We start from the raw sequence: 25,605 nt of genomic DNA on the forward strand, positions 1-25,605 counted from the left end.
GCCCGATAGAGTTGGGGCATGAGCGCTTCCACGATTGCCGTCCTCGACTACGGCTCCGGCAACCTGCATTCGGCCACCCGCGCATTGGCGCGCACCGGCGCACAGGTGGAGGTAACCAGCGATCCCAAGGTGGCGCTGGCCGCAGACGGCCTGGTCGTTCCCGGCGTCGGCGCTTTTGCTGCGTGCATGGAGGGCCTGCGTGAGGTTCGGGGTGAGCGGATCATCGGTCAGCGCCTCGCGGGCGGACGGCCGGTTCTGGGCATCTGTGTCGGTATGCAGATCCTGTTCGAGCGCGGCGTCGAATTCGGCGTCGAAGCCGAAGGGTGCGGCGAGTGGCCCGGCACTGTCGAGCGCTTGAAGGCCGATGTGTTGCCGCACATGGGATGGAACACCGTCGAAGCACCCGAGTCCAGCACGCTGTTCAAGGGCATCGACGCGGACACCCGTTTCTACTTCGTCCACTCGTACGGTGTGCAGAACTGGGAACTGCCGCCGTCCGAGCACATCGCTGCTCCCAAACTGACGTGGGCCGATCACGGCGGAAAGTTCCTCGCTGCCGTCGAGAACGGTGCGCTGTCCGCAACGCAGTTCCACCCCGAGAAGTCGGGCGATGCGGGTGCTGAGTTGCTGAGCAACTGGGTGCAGAGTTTGTGACCGGACCTTCCGGCAAGTACAGCGGAGACAACTTCTCGTTGGCTCGTCTTGCGCTGTTCTCGCTCGGCGCCGCCGTGGCTGTTCTGGCAGTCACGACGGTGATCGTCGTTCTGGTGGATCCGACGCCTGTCGTAGGGCTCGTGATCGGCCTCGTCGGGGTTGGTGCGGCCATCGCGGCGATGGGCGTCGTGTCGAAGCGGATGACGCGAAATGCCTTCGGCGACGGTGATCAAGACCCGACACACGGTTCAAGGTCCTGACCGACTAGGGTTATCGCACGTGAGCCTGGTCCTTTTGCCTGCTGTGGATGTTGTCAACGGTGAAGCTGTTCGCCTCGTGCAAGGAGAGGCGGGAAGTGAGACCGGTTACGGGTCGCCCCGCGACGCCGCCCTTGCGTGGCAGAACGACGGTGCCGAATGGGTACATCTTGTCGACCTCGACGCCGCCTTCGGGCGCGGATCCAACAGCGAACTGCTGGCAGGCGTCATCGGTGACCTGACGGTCAAGGTCGAACTGTCCGGTGGAATCCGTGACGACGCCTCCCTCGAAGCTGCACTGGCCACCGGCTGTGCTCGCGTCAACCTCGGCACCGCTGCCATCGAAGATCCCGAGTGGTGTGCTCGTGCATTGGCCAAGTACGGCGACAGGATTGCCGTCGGCCTCGATGTGCGTCTGGTCGACGGCCAGTACCGTACCCGCGGGCGCGGCTGGGTCACCGACGGCGGAGACCTCTGGGAAACCCTCGCTCGTCTGGACCGTGACGGCTGCACGCGTTACGTCGTCACCGACGTATCCAAGGACGGAACCCTCACCGGTCCCAATCTCGAACTTCTGAGCCAGGTGTGCGCCGTGACCGACGCCCACGTTGTTGCATCCGGTGGTGTTTCAACCATCGATGATCTGCTGGCCATCTCCAGCCTCGTTGATCAGGGCGTCGAAGGCGCGATTGTCGGCAAGGCGCTGTACGCCGGCCGCTTCACCCTTCCTGAAGCACTTGCTGCAGTTTCCGGTTAGATTCGCTTGATGAACCCGCCGCGTGACCTCGACGAACTCCTCGCGATTGCCGGTGGGCTGCTTGACGGCGTTCACGATCAGTTTGTTGCCGGTGTGGGTTCGCCGAGCGCAGTCCGTAAGGGTTGGGCCGATTTTGCCACCGAGGTGGACCTCGCGCTCGAGAAGCGGTTGTCGTCGGAGTTGTTCGATCGCACCGGGATTGAAGTGCACGGCGAGGAATTCGGCGGGCCCGACATCGAGTCCGGGCTCGTCTGGGTTCTCGATCCCGTCGACGGCACGTTCAACTACTCGGCCGGGCTCCCGCAGGCCGGAACTCTGCTGGCATTGCTCGACGACGGCGTTCCGGTCCTGGGGTTGACCTGGTTGCCGTTGATCGGACATACCTACGCGGCAAAAGCAGGCGGCCCGTTGCTGGTGAACGGCAGTGCTGTACCACCCTTGGAATCCACTGATCTGGCGTCGTCGATCGTTGCGCTGGGTGCGCTCAACGTGAAGAGTCGCGGACGAATTCCCGGCAGCTATCGGCTGGAAGTACTGGCCGAAATCAGCAAGGTGTCTTCCCGTATCCGTATCCACGGCAGCACGGGAGTTGATCTGGCCTTCACCGCGGCAGGCATTTTAGGCGGCGCAATCGTCTATGGGCACAATGCGTGGGACAATGCGGCGGGCGTTGCCCTTGTACGCGCGGCAGGTGGGGTGGTCACCGACCTCGCCGGTAACCCGTGGACCGTAGAATCGGGTTCGGTACTTGCTGCCGCTCCCGGTGTTCACGGTGAAATTCTCGACATCCTTACATCGCTCGGTGATCCGCGCGCTTCGTCCTCAGGAGGACCAACGTCATGACCCTCGCAGTTCGTGTGATCCCGTGCCTCGACGTCGATGCCGGACGAGTGGTCAAGGGTGTCAACTTCGAGAACCTTCGCGACGCGGGCGATCCGGTCGAACTGGCCGCAGCGTACGACGCCCAAGGCGCCGACGAGCTGACCTTCCTGGACGTGACCGCGTCGACGTCTGATCGTGGCACGATGCTCGACGTTGTAAGTCGTACTGCCGAGCAGGTTTTCATTCCGCTGACGGTGGGCGGCGGTGTACGCACGGTCGAGGACGTCGACCGCCTGCTGCGCGCCGGAGCCGACAAGGTCAGCGTCAACACCGCAGCCATCGCACGTCCTGAACTGCTCAAGGAATTGAGTGAGCGTTTCGGTTCGCAGTGCATCGTCTTGTCCGTCGACGCAAGGACGGTTCCGCAGGGCCAGCCGGACACTCCGTCCGGCTGGGAGGTCACGACGCACGGTGGCAAGCGCGGAACCGGCATCGACGCGGTCGAGTGGGCCGAGCGCGGCGCAGAGTTGGGCGTCGGAGAGATCCTGCTCAACTCCATGGACGCCGACGGCACCAAGGCCGGTTTCGACCTCCTGATGATCCGCGCTGTCCGTGCCGCTGTTCACGTTCCGGTCATCGCCAGCGGCGGCGCCGGTCTGGTCGAACATTTTGCGCCTGCCGTCGAAGCAGGCGCCGACGCAGTCCTCGCGGCGAGTGTCTTCCACTTCGGTGACCTGAGCATCCCGCAGGTCAAGGATGCCATGCGCGCCGAAGGGATTGTTGTCCGCTAGGTGTTTTCTGCTCGGATTCCGTCGAACATCATCCGGGTGATCGCCTGATTGAGGGCGGTGCAGTCCACGGACGACTCGGCTCGCAGTCCCTGTATGCCGCTGGCCAGCATCATGCCGTTGACGGCCTGGGCCGTATTCGCGATGTCGAGGTCGGCGCGAAGGTATCCGCATTCGACGCCGTGACTGAGATATCCGGCAGTCAGTGCGGCGGCCTGGTCGAGTAGGTCGAGCATCCGGCCCGTCAGGTCGGCGTCGACCCCCGTTGTCTCGAAGAGCAGCACCCGCGGGATCCGTGGGTCGTCGAAAAAGATACGGGGGAGTACATCCGCGATGCGGGCTACCTGAGCTCGGTACTCGTCCAAGGTGTTGGCTGCGTCCGGCGCATTGTCGGTGGCCAGTGCGTCGATGATCTTGGCAATCAGATCGTCGATGACGTGATCGATGATGTCGCGTTTGTTCTCGAAGTATCGGTAGAACGTGCCGTGGCCGATACCGAGAGTTGTTGCAATATCAGCGATTCCGGTGGCGTGATAGCCCCGTTGGGCAAAACACTCGAACGATGCGTCGATTATCTCGCGGCGTAGTTCCGCCTTTTTTCGCTCCGCTCGGGTTATGGCCTTCGTCACGCTGAAGATGATACCGTTTTCCATAACGGAATGACGTGTCAGTTTCTGATGTGCGGTTCACGAGGGGATTTCAACTGATGGCAGTGCAGTACGACGCAGTAGTGGTCGGGGCGGGCTTTGGCGGAATGGGCGCAGCCATTCAACTCAAGCGGTTGGGCCTGAACAACCTGGCGATCCTCGAACGCGAGGATGATCTGGGTGGAACGTGGCACGTCAATCGCTATCCGGGATTGGCGGTCGACATCGCGTCGGTCACCTACTCGTATTCGTTCGAGCCCAATCCGCACTGGTCGCGGCTTTTTGCGCCAGGTGCGGAGTTGAAGAAGTATGCCGACCATGTCGCGGACAAGTACGACCTACGGCGCCATATGACGTTCGGCGCCGTGGTGAACGGCGCGCGGTGGGACGAGGACGAGGCGCACTGGGTGGTGTCCGTGGACGGGCAGCCTGAGATCACCGCGACCTATCTACTGACGGCGACGGGCTTTCTCTCTCAGCCGCATCGGCCGGATATCTCCGGCATCGACGAATTTGCGGGCAAGATCATTCACACCACGGCGTGGGACGATTCGTACGAACTTGCCGGTACAAAGACGGCAATCATCGGAACCGGCGCTACTGCAGTGCAACTCATTCCCGAAGTTGCGCGCCAAGCCGCGGATCTGACCGTGTACCAACGCACGCCAATCTGGGTTGTTCCCAAGCTCGACGTCCCCATTCCGTCGGCCGTCCAGAAGCTCTTCTCCCGAATTCCGTTGACCCAGCGGATCGCGCGAGCTGTCAGTTCCGGAATTCTGGAAATGATCATGGTGAGCGCTGTCTTGCACTACAAGCAGGTGAAGTTGCTCAACAAGGGCGCCGCAGCAGCATCGCGTGCCTTCCTGCGGTCGCAGGTCCGCGACGCGGCGCTGCGTAAGCAGCTCACTCCCGACTACGATTTCGGATGCAAGCGACCTACCTTCTCCAACAGCTACTTCCGTACATTCACCAAACGAAACGTTCACCTCGAGACCACGTCGATCGACCACATTGCCGCCGACGGTATCGTCACGGTTGACGGTCGTAAGACCGAGATCGACACTCTGGTGCTGGCTACTGGGTTCAATCTGTGGGACGTCAACTTCCCGGCCATCGAGGTTATCGGCCGAGAGGGCAGAAATCTCGGAAAGTGGTGGCGTGACAACCGTTTCCAGGCGTATGAGGGAGTGTCCGTCCCGCATTTCCCTAACTTTCTCACCCTCGCGAGTCCCTATTCGTACAGCGGGCTGTCCTACTTCACGACCATCGAATCGCAGATGCAGCACATCGAGCGACTGTTCGGTGAACTGAAGCGGCGAGGAGCCGACACCTTCGAGGTCACCGAGGCCGCCAATACCGAGTTTCTCGACCGAATGACCGAAAACCTGGCGGACTCCGTTTTCTACGGCGGCAGTTGCCAGACCGCGCGAAGCTATTACTTCAATCAGCACGGTGAGGCGGCTATCCTGCGGCCAACATCGACGCGCAACGCATTTGTCGAGGCGAAGCGCTTCCCTCTCGAGGCCTATTCGATCTCCTGAGCTTTCCTGCGCTTGTTTCCTGGCAAAGGGCGACGGTGCGCTGCGGCAAAAAGGGATATCCTGATTTTGGGCTTCTCGAGATCAGTGCCAGCGAATCTTCGGGGAGGGTTGGTTGGTGCAAGGTTGATGTCGGAAATCGATCCGTTTGGTACGCAGCGTGCTGATCCGTTCAGCACGGCGCACGATACGTCGAACGTCGTCTCCGAACTGGAGATGTCGGGGCTGGAGGACGCCCGCGAGATCGGGCGTGGAGGCTTCGGCGTCGTCTATTGCTGTTCGCAGCCGCGCTTGGATCGCATCGTTGCTGTCAAGGTCCTGACCGCGAGCGTTGAACAGGAAAACGATGCTCGCTTCGTCCGTGAACAACACGTGATGGGGAGGCTGACCGGCCACCCGAACATCGTCAACGTTTTGCACGTCGGCACCACGGCAAGCGGTCACCCGTACATCGTGATGCCGTATCACCCGAGAGGATCTCTGGAAACAAGAATTCGTTCGACGGGTCCGCTGTCGCTGAACGAGACTCTTCGGCTCGGAGTGAAAATTGCCGGCGCCCTCGAAAGTGCTCATCGACTCGGGATCCTCCACCGAGACGTCAAACCTGCGAACATCCTGTTCACCGACTATGGCGAGCCGGCGATCACGGACTTCGGTATCGCGCACATCGTGGGCGGATTCGAGACGTCCACCGGTACCGTGACGGGATCGCCGGCGTTCACGGCACCCGAAATTCTCAGCGGAGAGCCGCCCAGCGTTGCGGGAGATATCTACGGCCTCGGTGCAACATTGTTCTGCGCTGTGTCCGGGCACGCGGCATTCCAACGTCGCAGCGGCGAGGAATTGATCGCGCAGTTCTTGCGCATCACGACCGAGCCGATTCCCGACCTCCGTGAACTGGGAATCCCGGAAGGGATGTCCGCGGTGATCGAGCACGCGATGAATGGCGACCCACTTCGGCGGACTGCGTCTGCCCGCGAATTCGGCGAAGACCTTCGGAAGATCCAGTCGGTTAAAGGTTTTCCCGTTACCGATATGGCGCTGCTGGCAACCGAAGCGGGTGAGGAAAGTCAGCAGAACTCCGGAGCGTCAGATGGCAATGTCCTCGTCAGATACGCAGGCTCGTCTGCGACTACCACGTCCCCGCCCCCTTCCGGCAATTTGCCGTTGGAACTGACCAGCTTCATCGGTCGGCGGCGAGAGTTGACCGAAACCAAAGCGAAGATTCTCGAATCTCGGCTGGTCACATTGACGGGTATCGGTGGCGTAGGAAAGACTCGGCTGGCGGTCAGAGTCGCAGCGGATCTGCGACAGAAATTTGACGACGGAGTGTCCGTAGCCGAACTGGGCGAACTGCAGGACGCGTCTTTGCTTGCCGATCTTGTTGCGTCCTCGCTCGGGATCAGAGACCGCACCGGCCCTCTCGACGACGTATTGGCTGACTTTCTGGCCAATCGGAACGTTCTGCTTTTGCTGGACAACTGCGAACACCTGGTTGATGCAGTAGCCGATCTGGTCACGTTTCTTCTGCGTGTGTGTCCGGAACTTCGCATTCTCGCAACCAGTCGTGAACCGCTCGGTATCGGTGGCGAGACTGTCCTTCGGGTGCCGCCGTTGTCCGTGCCCGCCCCCGACCGCGAAACGTCAATTCACGGTTTGTCCAGATTCGACGCGATCACGCTGTTCACTGATCGGGCCGCCGCGGCATTGCCTGGATTCGAGCTGACTGAGGGAAACAAGGTCACGGTTGCGAGGATTTGTCAGCGACTCGACGGATTGCCCCTACCCATCGAATTGGCTGCAGCCCGATTGCGTTCGATGTCCGTCGAACAGATCCTGGATCGGTTGACCGACCGGTTCAAGCTTCTCACACTCGGTAGTCGTAATGCGCCGTCCCGTCAACAGACCTCGAGGTTGTGTATGGACTGGAGTTACGACCTCTGCACCAGGTGGGAACAGCAGTTGTGGGCGCGGCTGTCCGTTTTTGCCGGTGGCTTCGAACTCGATGCAGTGGAAAGCATTTGCTGCGGCGATCACAGTGCGGACGAGTTGCTCGACGGAATGGCCTCGCTGGTCGACAAGTCGATCCTGATCCGCGAAGAATCGGAAACGGTCGTGCGTTTCCGGATGCTCGATACGCTCCACGACTACGGCCGCGAGAAGGCAGAGGAATCCGGCGACTACGGTTTGTTGCGGCGGCAACATCGCGACTGGTATCGAAAGATGGTGCTGGAAGCGGAAACCGAATGGATCAGTGCCCGGCAGAAGGACTGGATTGATCGATTGGGGAGAGAACAATCAAATCTCCGCGACGCGATGGACTACGCGGAGTCGACGCACAGTGACGACCGCCTCGGGCTGCAGATCGCCGGCGCACTCTTCCCATTCTGGCTCTCGCGTGGACTTTTCAGCGAGGGGCGCTATTGGCTCGACCACCTCCTGGACATCGATGTCGAGCATCCGACCGTCGACAGAATCAAAGCGCTATGTGCCAGTGGCGTTCTCGCCGAAATCCAGGGTGCGCTCGATGTCGCGGCGGCGCGTGTTGCCGAAGCGGTCGAGCTGTCCCAAAAGCTGGATGTGTTCGATCACCTGGACTTGTCCGAGCATCTCGACGAGTGGACCTCGCAGGCTAGGGTGATCCAAGCGCAAGGCTGCCTCGAACTGTTTCTCGGCGACACTGCGCGCGCGTGTGACTACCTCCGGAAGGCGTTGGACCTGGTCGGCACCGGCGATGATCTCGCCTTGCGGGTGTGGATTCTGAACACGCTCGGGATGGCGTACGAAGCCAATGGTGAGACGGACCAGTCGATCTCCTGTCATGAGCAGGTTCTTGCGATCACGCAGCGCACCGGCGAATCGGTGTACCGGTCCTACTCGCTGTGGTCGATGGGCGTCGCGGTCTGGCGTCAAGGAGATCTCGCTTACGCAGCGGACCTTGTCAAACAGGCATTGCGTATCGCCGAACGCGTCGAGGAACCGCTCACGGCGACGGTGTGTTTGGACGCGCTTGCATGGATTGCCGGCGCCGAACACGACGAACGTCGCGCCGTGGTCTTGATGGGCGCCGCCGAGGCGATCGTCGACATGGTGAACAGTTCTCCGGTTCTGTTTCCGAGCTTGGGAAACTATCGGCAGCGATGCGAGCAGGAAACGCTTCGTGCGCTTGGCAGCCAGGCTTTTCGCAGTGCCCGGAATCAAGGGCACGCCCTGGACTTTCACGAGTCCGTAGCCTTTGCGCTGCAAGAGAATCCGTCGGCTACAGGCCAAGAGGCCGGATTGAGTGCGCGCGAACAACAGGTTGCCGACCTCGTCGCTGTCGGCCTGGATAACAAAGCCATCGCGGATAACCTGGCAATCTCGGTTCGGACCACGCAACGGCATATCGAGCACATTCTGACAAAGCTCGGTTTCACCTCGCGCACACAACTCGCGGCGTGGGAGTTGGAGCAGCCCTCGTAGCGCTGGGGATCATGACTTGTCGCAATGGATGGAGTCGGGCGGAACCGTGCGGTACTCCCGTGCGTCCAACTGGGTGAAGCCAATGGACAAGGGGGAGTGCTGTGAGGCCGTGGGGCGCTTGTCTGTCGGTTTCTGTGGTCGCTCTACTTGGGGGATGTTCCTCGACGGTTGTGGGTGAGGCTTACCCGGTCGATTCGATCGGAATGTTCGATCCGTGCGCAGTTCTGAGTCACGATGAGCTCTTGAACTTGGGTGTTGATCCCGGCACGCAGCGTGTGGACCTCCTAAACACCCACATCGATGGATTCAACGTGTGTAGCTGGGAGGGCTCGTGGTTCTATCTCGGACTCACGTCAGCGGATCGTTCACTCGATGCTGTGGAAAGAAATTCCACGATTCGAGATTTGCGTCGAGACGAAATCGCGGGACGAAGCATTCTTGTGTACCAGGAACAGGGCGATGACGGGGATTTGGCATGCAACGTAGCCTTCGCGACAGCTCAGTCAACCGCGATGGTTCGTGTGGGTGCAAAGTTTAGTATCGACCGGCCTGAAACGCCATGCGCACTAGTAGAGCGGGCGGCGCAAACTATCGTTCCGCTGCTGTCCTGAAGGGGTGGGATTTTGTCTTGACCGAAAATCGAGTTATTGAGAGTGAGTGTGAGATCAGTGTCAAATTCGGATCAGGTTTTCGGCGTTGACCCGAATGTTGCAAAACCGCTGGCGATTGCATGTGAGGTACTGATCGCCGAGTATCGATCGTTAGTAAACGATGCCCAACACATCAAGCAGTTTGGAGGTTTCGGTACTCTGAACTCCGGTCTTGCTCTCCAAGGAAAATTTCAAGAAAAGGCATTTGGTAGTCCAGACTCATTGGTGAATGCGTTGGAAAGTCACATCGCCGCAGTCGATGGCATGCGCGCGTACTTTCAGAAGTGCATCGACAATGCAGTAACACAAGAGCAAACCAATGTTGACTCTCTCAGAGGTGTGGGTCAGACCAACTGAATTATGTTCATTATCGGACGGGATTGACACATATTGCCATACTATGTTCAACAGCTATCAATTGCAGTTCCTGTTGAACGAATTATCAATGGTCATTCCGAAGAACGAGCAAGAAGAACAATCGATCGCCGATCTGAAAACTGCGGCGAAATCTGCAATCCGTCGACACGGATATCTCTGGTTCGTTGGAGATTGAGTGTGGTCGCGCCCTGTTAGATTCGAGAGGTTACGACCTGCGCAATCGTCGGGCGGCAGCAGTTGGTCTGAAGGGAAGCGAGCCTGAAAGTGCAATATTGCCGGCGATAGTTACGTCACCTTATGCGTCCATGTCGTCGACTTCACCCCGGCAGGAACCATGACAATCGGGTATCTGTTCTGGCGGTCCAGGCGCGAGGTGACAGAACTGTGCAGCAACTGACTCATCGCGGAAATCGGACCTCGTCGCGGCGCCCCGATCACGATGGTGAACGCGTCGTACTTCTCCGCCGTCGACACGATGAGATCTGCCGGGTCATCGTGCTTGCAGTCGTATGTCCAGTTGCCGGGGTGAGATGTCAAAGCAGAGAGTGCGCGTTCACGTTGAGTGATCATCGCGGAATTGAGGCGTTTCTCGAACTGAGGTGAATCGGTTTCCACGGGTTGGTCCTCGGCATCGATGCAGTGAACGACATGAAGTGATGCCATTTCCGCGGTGGCCAGCGAGAGGGCAAAGTCCAGTACGTCACCGCCCGACGGTTCGCTGCCGATGCCCACCACGACATGGCGTGGATTGACGATGCCTGTTGCTGGGCTCTCGAGGTGGAAGGTGTGCTCGGGGTGTGGTCCGTCATGATGATTCTTCATCGCGAGTTCTCCTTCACCAGGGCGATCGAATCTACGAATTTGGAACCTTGACAACTACTTTACGGCTGTCGCCACTGAGTTTCCCGAGGCGGATTCCGCAGGCGAGGCCGTGGGACGGTATAAACGTCCTATGAGTCTTGACCCCGCGATTGCAGCAAAACTGAAGCGAAATGACGCCGGACTGTTCAGCGCAGTCGCGCAGGAAAAGTCCACAGGCGATGTGTTGATGGTCGCGTGGATGGACGACGAAGCACTCGCTCGCACTTTGGAAACCCGTAAGGGAACGTACTATTCGCGTTCACGTCAGCAGTACTGGGTCAAGGGGGAGACGTCGGGCCACACCCAGTATGTCCACGAAGTTCGCCTCGACTGTGACGGCGATTCAGTCCTTCTGATCGTCGATCAGGAAGGCGCTGCGTGCCACACCGGCACACACACCTGCTTCGATACCGACGTACTGCTCGCTGCAGAGTAGGAAAACTTCACCGAAGGGGAGCATTATGGCCGCGACGAAGACTCCGCAACCGCTCGACTATTCGTTTACCTCTCCGATCGAGAAGGACGGCGCGTTTGCGACGTATCTGACCGTGCCGGGGTCGGCGGACTTGCTCGGTACCCGGCGAGCAGTCAAGGTTGTCGGCACGCTGGACGGTGAGCACCCCTTCGAAGCGACCTTGATGCCCTCAGGCGACGGACCGCATTGGTTGCCGCTGCGGGTAGCACTGTGCAAAGCGATCGGTAAGAGCGCGGCAGGCGAAGAAGTATCGGTTCACCTGCAGCAGCGTTTGAGCTGACTTTTGCCTTGATGAAGGAGCGTCATGGTCGCTGAAGCAGTTGACTCTTTGCCATTGGTAACCCGGCGCCTGAGTGGGGGCAGTGGCGACGAGGGGGAAACGCGATCGCTCCACATGTCGCGTGAACTCGCGGCTCCGATCACGACGCTGTGGTCGGCAATAGCCGACTTGGATCGCATTCCACAGTGGTTCATGCCTGTTTCAGGCGACGCCCGACTCGGTGGTCGCTATCAACTCGACGGCAATGCCGGTGGTGAGATTCTGGCGTGCACCGCGCCGCACACACTGAAGATCACCTGGGAATACGGCGGTGACGTCAGCTACGTGACGATCAAATTGATCGAAACCTCCAGCGGGGAAACACTATTCGATTTCGATCACACCGCCGATGTCGACCCGGATAGTTGGAGTGAATACGGGCCAGGTGCCGTCGGGGTCGGATGGGACATGGGATTGCTGGGATTGGCGCAACACGTCGAACAGGGAACCAACACACCGCTGGAGACGCCGGAGTGGTCGGCAAGTGACGAAGCCAAGGCATTCATGGCAGCCAGTAGTGAATTGTGGGCTGACGCCGCGATTGCTTCCGGCGACGATCCTGCGCAGGCGCGAGCCGCCGCCGCACGAGCAACCGCTGCATACACCGGGTAGAGATCATCTCCGCGGACTAACATCGGAATAGTCTGGTTGTTGCGGGACTTCCGCGCCACGAGCGGAGACGACGATGGTGTACCGGCTCATCGAAAGTGCGACGGTATTCGTTCACTTCAGCTTCATTCTCTACGTGGTCTTCGGTGGTTTCGTGGCGTGGAAGTGGCGTCATACAATTGTTTTTCACCTCGTCGCAGTCGCGTGGGGTGCAGGTTCGGTCCTGATCGGATATGACTGCCCGCTCACGCATCTCGAGAACTGGGCCCGTCGGATGGCGGGAAGTTCCGAATTACCGTCCGCAGGGTTCATCTCTCACTACATTGCCGGCGTTTTCTATCCGGTCAGTATCGAAGCGATTGTCCAGGGCGTTGCCGCGACAGTGGTCGTGGGTTCCTGGGTGGGATACGTGTTGCTCGGACGGCATGTGAAGTCTGCGTCGGTAGGGGCGCAGCCACGCCGTTGATTGTGTTTTCAGGCGAGTCCGGTCTCCCACGTGAAGCCGTCCGGATCGGTGAACGGCGCCCCGTCACCAGTGATGATGATTCGACTCGATCCGCTGCCTTCTGGGGCGACGCCCGCATCCTTGGCCAGGGCCTTCCGGCCGTACAGCGCAACCGTGAGCTTTTTCGGGGGAGCTGTGAACTGGACGTACTTGCGTCCGTAGCTTTTCGACACCTCGAGACCGTGATCGACGTAGAACTGCTTACTGGCCTTGACGTCCTCGACACCGAGCAACAGCACGAGATCTTCGATCTCCCGGGTCGCTGGGCCGGTGTTCTTCTTCGACGACGTTGCCACTTTCCAGATTGCGCCGTCGGGTGCCTGTACAACACCGCCGTATCCCCAGAACGATTTCTTGACGGGCTTCAACACTGTGGCGCCGGCTTCGAGGGCCGCATCGACGAAGGCATCGACGATGTTCGGCTGCGACACGACAAGCGAAAGCGTGTGGCCGCGGAACCCTGTTGTCGGTGTCTCCGACGCTCGTACACTCACGCGGTCTCCGACGCCGAAGGCATCGTAAAAGGATTGGGCGGCTGCGGTATCGGGGACTTCGAGGATCACGGACTCTGCGGTGGTCATCTTGGCGCTCCTCGTTGATATGCGAGCGGACTGGGTATCACGTGGTGAATTCATGTCTGTAACGGTAGTTTCGGTGCGGCAACCAACGCTTCTCGATTCCTGATCGGTTTTGTGCGCGCTCCGGGCTGCTACGGGTTTGCCTGGATATCAACAGATCTGGTGTGGGTGTAGAGGTCGCGCAGCAGGGCGACCTCGGACAGATGATGGATCAGCTCGCGGTGGATGTGCAGCACCAGATCGGCCATCGCCAATTCGGGGTAAGGCTCCTTCGCTCCGACTAGTTCCCGCAGGCCGCTCTCGCCGAGACTCCGGACTCCGGCGAGCCAGATATCGAGCTGCGTCTGGAGTTGCTCGAGTGCCTCGGCCCCGGTGCCGGCATACTCCCAGGTCTCGTACGACGCGGCGGCAGCGCCGAAGTGTGAAGCATTCCGCGCGGCAAGCACACCGACAATGACGTGGCCGAGTCGCCACGCGATTGTCGTGAAAGGCGGTGGGACTGGCTCGGGAAAGGCGAAGTCGATCGCGAACTCTCCAGCGCCGACATGCATCGGTGCCGTCGACTGGCCGCGAGGACGGATGCTCCAGGCATTGGGCACCGGGGACCAGAAATACTCGTCGTCGGTGAGACCGTCGAGTCGAGTTTTGATCTGATGGTTCCAATGAAATTCCCACTGCTCGCGGAGCGTACGATTCCAGTCGAATTCAGTTGCGTTCATGTACTCACTCTGCCTGCGTCGCTAGCTACGTGCGTCGGAGAGCAATCACGGGAATAGTGCGGATTCCAGCCGTCTTCTCTGCGTACTCTGCAAAACCGGGATACCGCTTGGCCTGCTCGTTGAAGATCTTGTCGCGTTTGTCGCCGGTCACGTCGCTGACAGCAACCGAGTACTTTTCGGTGCCGACTTCGATTTCGGCGTGGTCCGTTGCAGTGAGGTTGTAGTACCAATCCGGATTGGTGGGGGCGCCGGCTTTGGACGCAAAGACGTAGATGGTGTCGGGGTCTTCCTCATCGGCCAGGTACATCATCGGGCTGACGAATTCACGTCCGGACTTTCGGCCTCGATGGTGGACCAACACCATCGGTGCGCCTTCGAAGGGGCCTCCCACGTGACCTTGATTTTCTCGGAATTGGGCAATGATGTCTGCGTTCCAGTCGTCAGTACTCATCGTCGTCTCCTGGTTAGGACTGTGGGGGTTTCGATAACAAAATCTTGGCACACCTTGGGATGCGAGGGGTTGTGTTCAGACATACTTGATCTATTATCTACGCATGAACGCAGATAGTCAGGTTTGTAGGCGGAAGCTTCCCGACGATCAGGTGGACCTCGTCGTCGAGGTGTTTCGGATGCTCGCTGACGCGACGCGTGTGCAGATTCTCTGGGCGTTGGTCGATCGAGAGTGCTCGGTGAACGAACTGGCGGAGCGCGTCGGAAAGCCCGCGCCGTCAGTGTCGCAGCACCTGGCAAAACTACGGATGGCTCGATTGGTGCGAACCCGTCGTGAAGGCACCACTGTGTTCTACCGCCTCGAGAACGACCATGTGCGCCAACTGGTTACCGACGCAGTCTTCAATGCCGAGCACGCCGGTCCAGGCTTGCCGGGGCATCACCGCACCGCCGGAGAACTCCGTGAGATACATCCTGAGCGCGTGCCTCGCGGAAATGAGGAGGAGGGGGCGTCATGACGCACGAACCCACTGTTGGTCACGGTCACGGCCACGGCCATGGCCATCCTCGCGGTGGTTTCCGGTCTGCCGTGCGTGATGTGTTTGCGCCACACAGTCATGACGCGGCAGACAGCGTCGACGACGCTCTCGAATCGAGCAGGATCGGTATCCGGGCAGTCAAGATCAGCTTGGTGGCGTTGGGAATCACTGCTTCGGTGCAAGTGGCGATCGTTGCGGTCTCCGGATCGGTGGCGCTGCTGGCGGACACCATTCACAACTTTTCGGATGCGCTTACCGCGATCCCGCTGTGGATTGCCTTTGCTCTTGGACGACGAGCGGCAACGCGTCGATACACGTATGGATTTGGCCGTGCCGAGGACTTGGCGGGACTGTTCGTCCTGGCCATGATCGCTCTCTCTGCGGTGATTGCCGGTGTCGAGGCAGTTAGGCGGCTCATCAATCCGATCGAGATCGATCATCTGGGATGGGTTGCTGCCGCAGGTCTGGTGGGCTTCGTCGGCAACGAACTTGTGGCGTTATACCGGATCAGGGTCGGTCGGCAGATCGGTTCCGCCGCTCTGGTCGCTGACGGATTACACGCTCGGACAGACGGATTCACGTCATTGGCAGTTCTGCTCGGTGCCGGGGGAGTTGCGTTGGGGTTCCCGCTTGCAGACCCGATCATCGGACTTGTCATCACCGCTGCCATAGTTGCCGTGCTCCGCAGCGCTGCGCGTGACGTGTTGCGACGTCTCATGGACGGCGTCGAACCGGAGTTGGTGGACGACGCTGAAACCGCTTTGCATGCGGAACCCGGCGTTCTCGGGGTTCGCGGCTTGAAGATGCGGTGGATCGGTCATCGGTTGCACGCAGATGCCGAACTCGATATCGATCCATCTGCGAGTCTTGCGGAGGCCCACGCGATTGCGCACAGCGCCGAACACACATTGACGCACGCGGTTCCGAAGCTGTCCTCAGCGTTGGTTCATGCGTACCCCGCTCACACTACGCTCGACAGGCACACAACAACATGACCACTTTGTTCTGAATATCCTGTTCACTAGGGGTTTCCTCGGTACGCTACGAAGCGTCGATCGGATGTATCTCACGCCGCCACGGAACGGGGAAACCAGTGATCGCTCGGTACAGAAGGTCGCTCGTCGCCCTGGTAGTGGTGTCATTGACGGTGGCCTTGGCTGCCTGCGCAACGGGTGATCCGGTATCTGGTGCCGGCGCCAATTACGGATCGGACGGGGCGCCGGCCGACTTCCGGGAACCGATCAAACTCAGTAGCGTGGACGGTGTTCTCGAGGTGCGATTGTCTGCGCACCAGGGATCGGTGCCGCTTGATACTGCGTCGGGAACAGTGTCGGACTTCTTGCTCTTCGGATACGACGTCATTCGTGGCGCAGCGTCTGATGGGTCGAGTTCCGGAACCGATGTGTATCCCGCTCCGACATTGCGGGTTAATCCTGGCGAGCGTTTGATTGTCCACTACGACAACGACTTGCAAGATCTCACGATCGAGGACTTCTACGATCCCGCATTCACTCCGGCGGGTGGTGAAGTACCGATCTATCCTCCGGTGCTGACGTCTGCGCCGCTCAATCTGCACACTCATGGCGTGCACGTCAGTCCGGACGGTAATGCCGACAACGTGTTGCTCAACATTCCCGCCGGGCAGGGGAATGTTTACGACTACGCGATTCCCGGAACGATGCCCAACGGTTTGTACTGGTACCACAGCCACCGTCACACGCTCACTGCTCAACAGACATATATGGGACTCGCGGGACTGCTGGAAATCGGCCGCCCCGATGGGAATTTGCCGATAGTGACGGCCAATGACATACCAGTTCGCGATATGGCACTGCAGTACAACTTCATTTTTGACCGCAAAGGCCTGGGCCGAAAACTCAATGACGCGATGTGGCCACAATTTGTCAGCACTTTGGATCCGCCGACGGGTCAGGAACTTGCCGACGGCTCCTACCGCCCGAGTCTCGCGCCGGTGAATTTCTCGGAAACCACGGAGGGCTCACAGTATTTCACCAACTGGTACAGCGGGCCCTTGTCACCGGCCAACCATCGTGGGCAGAATCAGTTTGTCCCCGCAAATCTGCAGAGTTTCGTTGGCGAATCGACGAACGTTCCGGCCGATCTGTCGCTGCCGGACAATCAACGCGATGTGCAGTACACCGTGAACGGGCAGTTCCAACCTTCGTTGAAACTGAAGCCGGGTCAGACCGAAATCTGGGTGCTCGCCAACATCAGCGACTTCGCGTACCTGCCGGTCACGTTGACGGAAACCGCGACGGGTAACCATCCGCGGTTCGCGATAGTGGGTCAGGACGGAAACCCGTTCTCGGAGGTCAGGCCGCCGGTGGATGGTGACGGAACCAGGCTCGTGATTCCGCCGGCGTCGCGATACGCGATTGCGGTCACGATGCCGGAGTCCGGTGATCTGGTGCTGGAAATGCCGCCGCTCGACGGTGCACAACCGGTGAGCAATCCCGGCATTCTCTACACCAACAATGGCACCGATAGTCCGCCTGCTGAACTCGGAACCGTCACCGTCGATCCGTCGGTGATCAGTTACGCCGACGGATTCTTCACCTTCCCGACCCAGCAGCTGATTCGGGCAACGCCAGGCGAAGGTGAAGGCAAGACAACACCTTTCGAGTTCGGTCAGAAACTTGATGCCTACACGTCGTTCGTGGATACCGCAGCAGTGAGTCCCGATGTGACCCGCAACCTGACTGTCTCTGGTGGATTCGGAAACAACAAGGCCAGTAACAGTGACCCGAAAGCCTTCACATATGAGTTCGCCGACAACACCTTCCCGAACATCCCCCTGATTCAGCCGCGGCTGAACTCCGTCGAGGAATGGACAATCACCAACCTCAATAATGACGAGCATCCAATGCATATCCACGTCAATGACTTTCAAGTGATGGAGGTTGTGGATCCTGTTGCCGGGACCACAACCGGGGTGCAGCAGTGGGGGATCGACAACGTCAACGTGCCTGCGCCTGTGACGGACGAGAATGAGAACGCGCTCGTACCGGCGTCGGTGACGCTGCGTACCAAGTTCACCGAATACACGGGGACCTTTGTGATCCATTGCCATCGCCTCAATCACGAGGACAACGGTTTGATGGCGACGGTGAACGTGATTCCCGAAGTGTCGACGTATGCGGTTGCGGTGCCCGGCTCTCCCGGCGTGCCTGCAACAGTGCAGATCTTCGACGCGAACGGCGATACGTTGCTGACAACCGTGACGCCATTCCCGTCGTTCGAGGGAACCCCGAGCGTGGCGATGGCAGACGTCAACGGTGACATGGTGCTCGACCTCATCGCTGGAACCGGAGGTGGAGTGGCACCGGAAGTCGTGGCGTATAACGCGGTCGACGGGCCACCGTTCACCGACGAACTGGCACGGTTTGCTCCTTTTGATGCGGGTTTCCGTGGTGGTGTCAACGTCGCCGGCGTCGATATCGACGGAAATGCATTGGCGGACAACATTATCGTGGCCTCCGGCCCGGGTATGGAATCGCAGGTCAAGATCTACTCCACCGTACTGCCGACGGACAAGAAGTCGGCGCCGGCCGAATTCGGATCGTTCATCCCATATCCGGGTTCGAGCAGCGGAGTCACCATTGCCACGGGAATGGTCGACGCGCATTCCGGCCGGGCGAGCATCGTGACTGCTCCCGGACCCAGCGACGAGCCGTTGGTGAAAACGTTCCGGTATGACCTGTACGAGCCGACAGCAGCCGCCGGAAAGACCGACGAACATGAAGGACACACAGGTGGGCCGGTGGCGACCTCGCAGTTCTTGGCATTCGATCAGAGCTATCGAGGTGGGGTATCACTGTCGACCGGTTGGGTGGCCGGTGCGGAAGGCGGCGCGAAATCCATAGTCGCCGGGATGAGCGGCGGAGACGGAACGGTGCGAATCTTCTCGAGCGGATCACGCCTCGACGGATCACCTGAGATGTATCTGGAAAGCCCCGACCACCACTCAACCGACGTTGCCTTTCGGGAGATTGCGTCCTTCGATCCGTTCGAGGGGCTCTCCGGCGTGAGCGTTGCGACTACCAGCACCACAACGGGGGCGGATTTGCTGATCAGCGGTAGCAGCGGAGCGAGTGCCGAAGTTCGGAAGTTTTCTCTGGGACGTGCAGATCCGTCTGCGATGACGCTAACGCCGAGCCTGATCGGAACCATGCCGCCGTATGTGAATGGGATCGGAGTGTTGCCGCTAGGAGGTCGCTAGTACTTCGGTCGAGCGTCGAATGCTGTTGTATGTCAGAAGTTCTCGAGCGTAGATCTCCGGAAACCTGTCCGGAATGCCCCTTGAATCGAATGTTTGTTCGAGTATACTTGTGTCAAGGGTGGGGAGGCCTTGATGACGACGGTTTGTGATTCAACTTTGGTGGGGGATGTTGTCGCTGGTTCGGCGGCGGGTGTGCGTGGCAGGTTGTGGCGGTTACGTCCAGCCGAGGTTCGTGACGTTGCAGTCTGTGTTTCTGCGGAAATTCTTCGGTTGGAAGCGATTCGGGTTGCCGCTGTCGACGCGTTGGCGCTCAATCCGGATGAGCAGGTGCTGTGCTACCGCGGTGTGGGGCGGTGGCTGGCGGCGAACACGATGCTGCAGAATGCGGCCGGTAACAAGATCGCCGCCCTCGGTGCTGCACTGCGGGGGTTCCCGGACATCGCTGCGCAGTTCGAGGCCGGTGATCTCTCGCTCGATCATGCGGCAATGATCGTCGCGTTCTGCGAATCGCCACCAAAAGGAATGCCGGACAGGGCGTTACCTTCCTGCATGAAAACCCTTCTCGCGGCGGCATCCGGTGTGGAGGCGACCACCATCAAACTCCGCTACGCGATTGCAGTCCTGGAGCGGATTTTTGAATCGGATGAGATCCCGCCTGGTGAGGACGACGATCTCAACGTCTTGCGGATTTCGCCGACGTTGAACGGTCGGGTCGCGATCAAGGGCGATTTCGACGCGTTGACCGGCGAAATGTTGTTGTCGGCTCTCTCGGGTTTGTCGATGCCGAAACCGGCCGCTGACGGAACCCCGGACCAGCGATCGGCTGCCAAACGCACTGCCGACGCCTTCACGGAACTGATCCGCCGGTATCTCGACAATGCGGTCACCGGTGTTGATGGTGGGCAGCGTCCGCATGTGAACGTGCATATCACCGCGAAAGATCTTGCCGAGCATCGCGAATGCGCCGCTACGCGACCGAGCAGGGACGCAGAGCTTGATGTCGGATACATGCCATGGATGGGTCCGCTCAGTGCGAGCCTGACCCGGATGCTCGCGTGCGATTGCATGCTCTCCACCGTCCTGATGGACGGCAAGGGTGCACCGTTGGACGCAACGCCGCACAAACGCCTCGTCACACCCGAGCAGCGGACTGCGTTGATTGCCCGGGACAAAGGCTGCGCCTTCCCGAACTGTGATGCCGTACCTGCTTGGTGCGACGCGCACCATATAGAACCCTGGTCAACCGGAGGCTTGACGGTGATGGACAACCTCACCCTCCTCTGCCGTAGCCACCATCGGTTGATTCACAGCACCAGCGGGTTCCGCGGAATCTGGGAAATCAAGATGGGCGACGATCACAAACCTTGGTTCATCCCACCAGTTGCGATCGACCCGAAACAACGACGCCGCCGCTCCACCACCCGCCAAGGTCCAGTTCACCGAGACTGAATCCGGCTCTGCCGGAACTGAATACCGTGTGAGAGCTTCGCATCACCAGTCAAGACGATGCGAAGCCAACACGCATGCGCAGCTCCTGAAGCAAACACGCACGGGTTCGCACGGCATATTCGTGGCGAGGGCCAAAGCGGGTAAGTAGGATTCCGCTGATGATGGGGAGGCACCGCGTTGCGATCAGTACTGCTGCGTGGTGCTGTGCAATCAGGGCAGCGACCAGATCTGTGTAGTGACCAGATAGAACACCACAACCCAGAACACTGTCACCGCTGCGACGATCGCCAAACCCTGAGCATTTATCTTCGCCGCGGGAACATCGGCCGGCGGACGCAACCAGCGACTCAGCAGACGGTTCACGTAATAAGGCATCGTGAAGAAACTCATGATGAAGCTCGAGAGAAGGTTTCCCACCAACAACCCAAGCCAGAGCGGCATTTTCAGTGGTGACAATGCCAAGGTCAGCAAGACGACAGTCGGGTACAGGCCAACCCACACCGCGATCGCAGTCTTGGTGTCCGATGGTGGTGGGGCTTCGTTGCCGTTCTCGTCGAACGCAAACCAACTGCCGAATGAATTGTCGACGGTGCGCAATTCGAAATCGTGGAACCTACGCCCCTCGGCAAGGAGTTCCTGACGTTCGGGGGAGGTCAGCCAGGTATCGAGATGGGCAGCGCTGTCGAAGCGGTAGAGAGTGGTCCATTCGTCTTGGACACCGTCGACGGGTCGAAAAAGTTCGGTGCCGCGGAATCCCTCGAACGTGCTTTCCACCTCGCGCAGGCGGTCTTGCCAGGCAAGGAATTCCTCGATGTTGTCATCACTGACCCGGTGTGACACAACAACGGTGAGAAGTGGATCGGGTGGTTTGATCCCGCCACTCACTACCTGTTGGGTACCGGGTCCATCGAAGAATTGGCGGCCGCGCTCGAGGAAATCCTGACGCGTCGCGCTGTTGATCCAGGCCTGAACATGGGCGATGGAGTCGAAGCGATACACGATTACCCACTCCGGGTGGATGGACGTCGGCGCGGACACTTCGGTGCCCAGAAATCCGGCGTAGCCCGCGGCAGCCCGGTTGAGGTCCTTTTGCCAGACTTCGAACTGCTCTGCCATTCCGGCGTGTACCCGCTGACCGATGATGACTGTGGCGATGTTGTCGGCGGATGTTTCCGCGGTCATCGGTTCAACCCCGTGTAGATCCGTTCAGGAGTGAGGGGAAGCGACCGGAATCGGGTGCCGGTCGCGTTATGCACAGCATTCGCCAGGGCCGGGGCGACCGGGTTGATGCAGCACTCCGCCATGCCTTTCGAGCGGAGTGGGCCGACGGAATCAGCCGAATCGACCAATATCACCTCGGTGCGAGGAACATCTGCATACGTGGGAATGCGATAGTTTCGCAAGTTCGGGTTCATCATCGCGCCGGCTGCGTCCACATGAAAGTTCTCGGTGAGAGCAAAGCCGATTCCCTGCGCGACGCCACCTTCGATTTGCCCTCGAACTTGTGCAGGATTGATGATCACACCAGCGTCGGTCGCATGAACGCTGGAGAGTATCCGGATTTCGCCGGTTATCCGGTGCACCGCGATGCGGAAGCCGTGAGTATTGGACACCACGCTCCGCGGCGATCCGTAGGCCTTGCGGGCCACGGTAAATCGGATCCCGCGTTGCCTCGCGGCGTCGAGAACTTCCTGCAGAGTCAATCGTGTACTTGCGCAGACGATCTTGTCGTCGTCCATCGAGCACTGATCGACTGCAACGCCAGTGTGGTGTGCGGCAAAGGCAAGTAGGCGATCTCGCAACGCATTCGATGCTCGCAAGACAGCGTTTCCGGCTACAAACAGGCCCGCACTGGCAAAAGCGCCTGTGTCGAAACCGGTACGGTCGGTGTCCGACTGGATGATTCGCACGCGGGACGGTGTGGTTCCCAACTGATTCGCGGCGATCTGGACGTGAGCAGTGGACGTTCCTTCGCCGAATTCGACTGTGCCGATGGCAAGTTCGTACATACAGTCGTCGCCGAGCGTGAGCCACGCCTCCGAGATGTGCTCAGTGGGTGGGGCGGTCTCGTGTAACGAGCTGGCCGTGCCGGTACCGATGAGCCAGTCCTCGCCGAGAGATGGGACCGGCGTGCGATCCAAAGCGGAGTCCACCAGGTCGATGCACTGGCCGAGTCCGTCTTCGGTGAAGATGACGTCATCGGGTCCGTCCTCGAGCGCCACAAGTGAATCGCCTGGCCGCACGATGTTGCGTCGGCGCAGTTCCAGCGGGTCCATGTTCAACGCGAGTGCGAGTTCGGTCATCGCGGACTCCACGGCAAATGCGGGCTGAGTCATCCCGTAACCGCGCAGGGCTCCACTCGGAACGTTGTTCGTGTAGACGGAATACGCGTCGAACTTCTTGTTTGCGCATCGGTACAGCGAGACGGCAGCTCCGCCGGCGAACAACGTTTCACCGCCGTGGTTTCCGTAGGCGCCGGTGTTGGAGATGTTTCGGTACTGAAATGCGGTCAGCGTCCCGTCCGCCGTGGCGCCCAATTTGATGTTCAATTTCATCGGATGTCGCGGAGATGCGGTGGTGAACTCCTCTTCGCGCGTGAACTCGAGGCTGACGGGTCGGCCCGTGTCCAGTGTTGCCAGTGCAACGAGGTCTTCCGTGATCACCTCTTGTTTTCCGCCGAATCCGCCGCCCACCCGTTTGCAGAACACGCGAAGCTGATCCGGGCGCAGATCGAACAGGTGGGAGAGTTTGACCTTGGCAATCGACGGCGACTGCGAGCTGGTGCGCACGTGCAGGCGTTCGTCCTCCATCCAGGCGATGGAACCGTGTGTCTCGAGGTGCGCATGTTGGACCCGGGGCGAGAAGTATGTGCCTTCGTGGATCACGTCCGCCGCTGCGAACCCGGCGTCCACGTCGCCGACATGCCCATGGATCTCGAGCAGGATGTTGTGCTCGGGGTCGCGGACAAACGGGTCGTCCGATCCATGCAATGCCGGGGCGCCGTCGGCCATCGCCTTCTCTGGATCGAAAACAGCCGGGAGAACCTCGTACTCGACCACAACTTTGCGACGACCTTCTTCGGCTGCGGCAATGGATTCGGCAAGTACGGCTACCACCCGCTGCCCGACGAAGCGCACCACGTTGTCGAGAATGTAGGTGTCGTCGGGATCCACAAGGTGGTCGGTATGGATAGCCGTCGTGAAACGCTTGCGCGGCACGTCTTTCCAGGTATAGACGCGGTGCACTCCGGGAACGGCGAGCGCAGCAGCAGTGTCGATCGAGACGATTCGCGCGTGGGCGTGCGGTGAATGTAGCACCTTCAGATGCAGCATCCCGCCCGTCGATGTATCGATCGTTGTATCCATCGTGAACTCGGCGCGGCCGGTCACGATATCGGTAGCGGCGGGTGCGCCGACGCTTGTCCCTACTGCTTGCCCGGGTAGTGCAACCTCGATCGCGCTGACTCCGTTGACCGCGTCCTCGATCGCTCGATAACCGGTGCAGCGGCACAGGTTTCCCTTCAGGGCGCGCGGCAGGTCGTCCTTCTGATCGTCGGTCAATGCTGCCGCCGTCATGATCATGCCGGCGGTGCAGAAGCCGCACTGAAATCCAGGCGCGTCGCGGAACTGCGCCTGCATCGGGTGCAGATTCTCCGGAGTGCCTAGGCCTTCGATAGTCGTGACATCGCGACCTTCGGCTCGAAAGGCGGGGGTGATGCAGCTGTGGATCGGAGCGCCGTCAAGCCAGACGGTGCAGGCTCCACAATCGCCCCCGTCACATCCTTTCTTGACGCCGTGATGGCCGAGTGTCCGGAGGAATGTGCGTAGACACTGCCCCGCGAATGGCTGCTCGCTGAAGATCCTGCCGTTCACCACGTAGCTCATAACCGGTCCTCGCTCAGTTCCAGGCGCAGTTCCTCGGCGTAATGCCGGGCGAGGTGAAGGCGGTGGTCAGGGGTGCCGTTGGGGTCGTCAAACCAGGCAGCTTCAGGAATGGCATTGATAACGTGCTGCAGCGAATCGCGGTCCGGGATGGTGGCAAACGACAGTTGGATCGGTCGGGTTGTTCCGGCGGTGATGGTGAGCAGGAGATCAGTAGTGCCCGGTGTCCGAGTAGCGATCATGAAGATGGTGGAACGGCCGAGGTGGGTGAGACTGAATCGGCGGTGGGCGTGACGTTTGGTGAGCGCGTGAATCGGAATGTCGATGCTACGAAGCACCTCTCCCGGTTCGAGGATGTTCTGGTGGTCTCCGATCACAAAATCGGCGGCGTCGACGATTCGTTCGGTGCCGTCGGTGGACCACAGCGTGTATGTCGCCTCGAGTGCGACGCACAGCGTGATCATCGGGCCGGCGGGCAGCGACATGCAGATGTTCCCGCCCACCGTTGCGCTGTTCCAGACCTTGAACGAGGACAGGAAGTACTCACAACTGATACGACAGAGTTGAGCGGCCGGCCAATCACCCGGCGCTACAAACGTATACAGGTCATGGATCGTGCAGGTTGCGCCGATGGTGAGACCGGTCGCGTGTGTTTCCAGCGGCGTCCAGCCCAGCGTTGTCAGATCGACAAGGCGATCCAGATCGGGCTGTTCTGCTGAAAACAGCCATGTACCACCGGCAAGCCACGCGTCGCCGACCCGCCAGATCGCACCGGGGCGATCCGGTGGTCGCCGAACTACGTCGTTGATGGTGGTGAGGTCCATGCGTCGTGCTCCCCTCGGGGAAGTGACATACCGGACTGCGACATTACCGAGTACACGAAGCGCATTCACATGTTTCGGGTATTTCAGACCAATCGGAATTAAGTCCAACTGGTCGGTGCATGCGATTTCAGATTTTGGGTACGTCTGAGTACGGGGCGGGTTCCGCCTCTTGCATTTTGCGAGCTCGGATACGGACGTGGCTA

Annotated in this window: 25 protein-coding genes; 17 read left to right on the forward strand and 8 right to left on the reverse strand. The window is 59.9% G+C overall.

Annotation, left to right across the window (positions count from 1 at the left end; translation table 11 throughout):
• Nucleotides 1–18: 18 nt before the first annotated feature.
• The 5 genes from hisH to hisF are packed head-to-tail and all read left to right on the forward strand — an operon-like array spanning nt 19 to nt 3,281.
• Complete coding sequence (gene hisH / locus R4P64_RS08850; RefSeq protein ID WP_033230912.1) at nt 19–654, forward strand: imidazole glycerol phosphate synthase subunit HisH; 636 nt, start codon at nt 19–21, stop codon at nt 652–654.
• On the forward strand, nt 651–914 hold the full coding sequence (locus R4P64_RS08855; protein WP_033230911.1) for a membrane protein: 264 nt from the start codon (nt 651–653) through the stop codon (nt 912–914). The genes hisH and R4P64_RS08855 overlap by 4 nt, the downstream gene beginning before the upstream one ends.
• Nucleotides 915–933: 19 nt before the next feature.
• On the forward strand, nt 934–1,668 hold the full coding sequence (gene priA, locus R4P64_RS08860) for a bifunctional 1-(5-phosphoribosyl)-5-((5-phosphoribosylamino)methylideneamino)imidazole-4-carboxamide isomerase/phosphoribosylanthranilate isomerase PriA (RefSeq protein WP_033230910.1): 735 nt from the start codon (nt 934–936) through the stop codon (nt 1,666–1,668).
• A gap of 9 nt (nt 1,669–1,677) precedes the next feature.
• Nucleotides 1,678–2,511 (forward strand): inositol monophosphatase family protein, encoded by an 834-nt coding sequence (locus R4P64_RS08865; protein WP_095886456.1) that lies wholly within the window; start codon nt 1,678–1,680, stop codon nt 2,509–2,511.
• Nucleotides 2,508–3,281: an imidazole glycerol phosphate synthase subunit HisF gene (hisF, locus tag R4P64_RS08870; RefSeq protein ID WP_033230908.1), complete on the forward strand. Its 774-nt coding sequence runs from the start codon at nt 2,508–2,510 to the stop codon at nt 3,279–3,281. Before R4P64_RS08865 ends, hisF begins: the two co-directional genes overlap by 4 nt.
• On the opposite strand, the gene R4P64_RS08875 is transcribed toward hisF, so the two are convergent.
• Complete coding sequence (locus R4P64_RS08875; protein WP_084703054.1) at nt 3,278–3,907, reverse strand: TetR/AcrR family transcriptional regulator; 630 nt, start codon at nt 3,905–3,907, stop codon at nt 3,278–3,280. The genes hisF and R4P64_RS08875 overlap by 4 nt on opposite strands.
• A 77-nt stretch (nt 3,908–3,984) precedes the next feature.
• On the opposite strand from R4P64_RS08875, the gene R4P64_RS08880 reads away from it, so the two are divergent.
• The 4 genes from R4P64_RS08880 (at nt 3,985) to R4P64_RS08895 (ending at nt 9,932) form a co-directional block, all read left to right on the forward strand.
• Nucleotides 3,985–5,466, forward strand: a complete 1,482-nt coding sequence (locus R4P64_RS08880; protein ID WP_092800447.1) for a flavin-containing monooxygenase — start codon at nt 3,985–3,987, stop codon at nt 5,464–5,466.
• A gap of 126 nt (nt 5,467–5,592) precedes the next feature.
• Nucleotides 5,593–8,925 carry a protein kinase domain-containing protein gene (locus R4P64_RS08885; RefSeq protein WP_317820340.1) on the forward strand — a complete coding sequence of 1,111 codons (3,333 nt, stop codon included), beginning with the start codon at nt 5,593–5,595 and terminating at the stop codon, nt 8,923–8,925.
• Between the two features lie 134 nt (nt 8,926–9,059).
• Nucleotides 9,060–9,536 (forward strand): DUF3558 domain-containing protein, encoded by a 477-nt coding sequence (locus tag R4P64_RS08890; protein WP_411742662.1) that lies wholly within the window; start codon nt 9,060–9,062, stop codon nt 9,534–9,536.
• 57 nt (nt 9,537–9,593) lie between these two features.
• Entirely contained in the window at nt 9,594–9,932 is a 339-nt protein-coding gene (locus tag R4P64_RS08895; protein WP_172936152.1) for a hypothetical protein, read from the forward strand.
• Between the two features lie 306 nt (nt 9,933–10,238).
• On the opposite strand, the gene R4P64_RS08900 is transcribed toward R4P64_RS08895, so the two are convergent.
• Nucleotides 10,239–10,775, reverse strand: a complete 537-nt coding sequence (locus tag R4P64_RS08900) for a universal stress protein (protein ID WP_317820343.1) — start codon at nt 10,773–10,775, stop codon at nt 10,239–10,241.
• Between the two features lie 130 nt (nt 10,776–10,905).
• On the opposite strand from R4P64_RS08900, the gene hisI reads away from it, so the two are divergent.
• The 4 genes from hisI to R4P64_RS08920 all read left to right on the forward strand — a co-directional run bounded on the left by hisI (nt 10,906) and on the right by R4P64_RS08920 (nt 12,683).
• Entirely contained in the window at nt 10,906–11,250 is a 345-nt protein-coding gene (hisI, locus tag R4P64_RS08905) for a phosphoribosyl-AMP cyclohydrolase (RefSeq protein WP_033230902.1), read from the forward strand.
• Between the two features lie 25 nt (nt 11,251–11,275).
• Entirely contained in the window at nt 11,276–11,569 is a 294-nt protein-coding gene (locus tag R4P64_RS08910; protein WP_033230901.1) for a DUF1905 domain-containing protein, read from the forward strand.
• Nucleotides 11,570–11,593: 24 nt separating this feature from the next.
• The gene (locus R4P64_RS08915) at nt 11,594–12,220 is read left to right on the forward strand and encodes an SRPBCC family protein (RefSeq protein ID WP_317820346.1); all 627 of its coding nucleotides are present in this window, start codon (nt 11,594–11,596) and stop codon (nt 12,218–12,220) included.
• Nucleotides 12,221–12,293: 73 nt separating this feature from the next.
• Entirely contained in the window at nt 12,294–12,683 is a 390-nt protein-coding gene (locus tag R4P64_RS08920) for a DUF2784 domain-containing protein (RefSeq protein ID WP_045070148.1), read from the forward strand.
• A gap of 8 nt (nt 12,684–12,691) precedes the next feature.
• Here the strand turns inward: R4P64_RS08920 and R4P64_RS08925 are convergent, their stop codons facing one another.
• The 3 genes from R4P64_RS08925 to R4P64_RS08935 form a co-directional block, all read right to left on the reverse strand.
• Nucleotides 12,692–13,303: a glyoxalase gene (locus R4P64_RS08925; RefSeq protein ID WP_033230898.1), complete on the reverse strand. Its 612-nt coding sequence runs from the start codon at nt 13,301–13,303 to the stop codon at nt 12,692–12,694.
• A gap of 128 nt (nt 13,304–13,431) precedes the next feature.
• Complete coding sequence (locus tag R4P64_RS08930) at nt 13,432–14,019, reverse strand: DinB family protein (protein ID WP_219111910.1); 588 nt, start codon at nt 14,017–14,019, stop codon at nt 13,432–13,434.
• Nucleotides 14,020–14,044: 25 nt separating this feature from the next.
• On the reverse strand, nt 14,045–14,470 hold the full coding sequence (locus R4P64_RS08935) for a nitroreductase/quinone reductase family protein (protein ID WP_033230896.1): 426 nt from the start codon (nt 14,468–14,470) through the stop codon (nt 14,045–14,047).
• A 103-nt stretch (nt 14,471–14,573) separates the two neighbouring features.
• Here R4P64_RS08935 and R4P64_RS08940 point away from each other — a divergent pair, with 103 nt between their 5' ends.
• The 4 genes from R4P64_RS08940 (at nt 14,574) to R4P64_RS08955 (ending at nt 20,697) form a co-directional block, all read left to right on the forward strand.
• The gene (locus tag R4P64_RS08940) at nt 14,574–14,987 is read left to right on the forward strand and encodes an ArsR/SmtB family transcription factor (RefSeq protein WP_092800418.1); all 414 of its coding nucleotides are present in this window, start codon (nt 14,574–14,576) and stop codon (nt 14,985–14,987) included.
• Nucleotides 14,984–16,003, forward strand: a complete 1,020-nt coding sequence (locus R4P64_RS08945) for a cation diffusion facilitator family transporter (RefSeq protein ID WP_317820348.1) — start codon at nt 14,984–14,986, stop codon at nt 16,001–16,003. Before R4P64_RS08940 ends, R4P64_RS08945 begins: the two co-directional genes overlap by 4 nt.
• Nucleotides 16,004–16,101: 98 nt before the next feature.
• Nucleotides 16,102–19,248 carry a multicopper oxidase family protein gene (locus R4P64_RS08950; protein WP_317820350.1) on the forward strand — a complete coding sequence of 1,049 codons (3,147 nt, stop codon included), beginning with the start codon at nt 16,102–16,104 and terminating at the stop codon, nt 19,246–19,248.
• A gap of 132 nt (nt 19,249–19,380) precedes the next feature.
• Nucleotides 19,381–20,697, forward strand: coding sequence for an HNH endonuclease signature motif containing protein (locus R4P64_RS08955; protein WP_317820352.1), 1,317 nt, complete (start codon nt 19,381–19,383; stop codon nt 20,695–20,697).
• 210 nt (nt 20,698–20,907) lie between these two features.
• Here the strand turns inward: R4P64_RS08955 and R4P64_RS08960 are convergent, their stop codons facing one another.
• From R4P64_RS08960 to R4P64_RS08970, 3 genes are read right to left on the reverse strand one after another with little or no spacing between them, the layout of a single operon-like run.
• Nucleotides 20,908–21,879, reverse strand: a complete 972-nt coding sequence (locus tag R4P64_RS08960) for an antibiotic biosynthesis monooxygenase (protein ID WP_317820354.1) — start codon at nt 21,877–21,879, stop codon at nt 20,908–20,910.
• Complete coding sequence (locus R4P64_RS08965; RefSeq protein WP_317820356.1) at nt 21,876–24,581, reverse strand: molybdopterin-dependent oxidoreductase; 2,706 nt, start codon at nt 24,579–24,581, stop codon at nt 21,876–21,878. Before R4P64_RS08965 ends, R4P64_RS08960 begins: the two co-directional genes overlap by 4 nt.
• Entirely contained in the window at nt 24,578–25,402 is an 825-nt protein-coding gene (locus R4P64_RS08970) for an FAD binding domain-containing protein (RefSeq protein WP_033230890.1), read from the reverse strand. The genes R4P64_RS08965 and R4P64_RS08970 overlap by 4 nt, the downstream gene beginning before the upstream one ends.
• Nucleotides 25,403–25,605: the final 203 nt, after the last annotated feature.

Source organism: Rhodococcus sp. IEGM 1366, assembly GCF_033142425.1.
In the GTDB taxonomy this organism is placed as follows: domain Bacteria; phylum Actinomycetota; class Actinomycetes; order Mycobacteriales; family Mycobacteriaceae; genus Rhodococcus_F; species Rhodococcus_F globerula.

Bases quoted from the DNA above. Each gene is read 5' to 3' on its own strand.
- R4P64_RS08865 (WP_095886456.1), top strand. From the start codon at position 1,678: ATGAACCCGCCGCGTGACCTCGACGAACTCCTCGCGATTGCCGGTGGG.
- R4P64_RS08955 (WP_317820352.1), top strand. From the start codon at position 19,381: ATGACGACGGTTTGTGATTCAACTTTGGTGGGGGATGTTGTCGCTGGT.
- R4P64_RS08925 (WP_033230898.1), bottom strand. From the start codon at position 13,303: ATGACCACCGCAGAGTCCGTGATCCTCGAAGTCCCCGATACCGCAGCC.
- R4P64_RS08940 (WP_092800418.1), top strand. From the start codon at position 14,574: ATGAACGCAGATAGTCAGGTTTGTAGGCGGAAGCTTCCCGACGATCAG.
- R4P64_RS08930 (WP_219111910.1), bottom strand. From the start codon at position 14,019: ATGAACGCAACTGAATTCGACTGGAATCGTACGCTCCGCGAGCAGTGG.
- R4P64_RS08965 (WP_317820356.1), bottom strand. From the start codon at position 24,581: ATGAGCTACGTGGTGAACGGCAGGATCTTCAGCGAGCAGCCATTCGCG.
- R4P64_RS08960 (WP_317820354.1), bottom strand. From the start codon at position 21,879: ATGACCGCGGAAACATCCGCCGACAACATCGCCACAGTCATCATCGGT.
- R4P64_RS08880 (WP_092800447.1), top strand. From the start codon at position 3,985: ATGGCAGTGCAGTACGACGCAGTAGTGGTCGGGGCGGGCTTTGGCGGA.
- R4P64_RS08945 (WP_317820348.1), top strand. From the start codon at position 14,984: ATGACGCACGAACCCACTGTTGGTCACGGTCACGGCCACGGCCATGGC.
- R4P64_RS08910 (WP_033230901.1), top strand. From the start codon at position 11,276: ATGGCCGCGACGAAGACTCCGCAACCGCTCGACTATTCGTTTACCTCT.
- R4P64_RS08885 (WP_317820340.1), top strand. From the start codon at position 5,593: ATGTCGGAAATCGATCCGTTTGGTACGCAGCGTGCTGATCCGTTCAGC.
- R4P64_RS08915 (WP_317820346.1), top strand. From the start codon at position 11,594: ATGGTCGCTGAAGCAGTTGACTCTTTGCCATTGGTAACCCGGCGCCTG.
- R4P64_RS08900 (WP_317820343.1), bottom strand. From the start codon at position 10,775: ATGAAGAATCATCATGACGGACCACACCCCGAGCACACCTTCCACCTC.
- R4P64_RS08970 (WP_033230890.1), bottom strand. From the start codon at position 25,402: ATGGACCTCACCACCATCAACGACGTAGTTCGGCGACCACCGGATCGC.
- R4P64_RS08920 (WP_045070148.1), top strand. From the start codon at position 12,294: ATGGTGTACCGGCTCATCGAAAGTGCGACGGTATTCGTTCACTTCAGC.
- hisI (WP_033230902.1), top strand. From the start codon at position 10,906: ATGAGTCTTGACCCCGCGATTGCAGCAAAACTGAAGCGAAATGACGCC.
- hisF (WP_033230908.1), top strand. From the start codon at position 2,508: ATGACCCTCGCAGTTCGTGTGATCCCGTGCCTCGACGTCGATGCCGGA.
- hisH (WP_033230912.1), top strand. From the start codon at position 19: ATGAGCGCTTCCACGATTGCCGTCCTCGACTACGGCTCCGGCAACCTG.
- R4P64_RS08935 (WP_033230896.1), bottom strand. From the start codon at position 14,470: ATGAGTACTGACGACTGGAACGCAGACATCATTGCCCAATTCCGAGAA.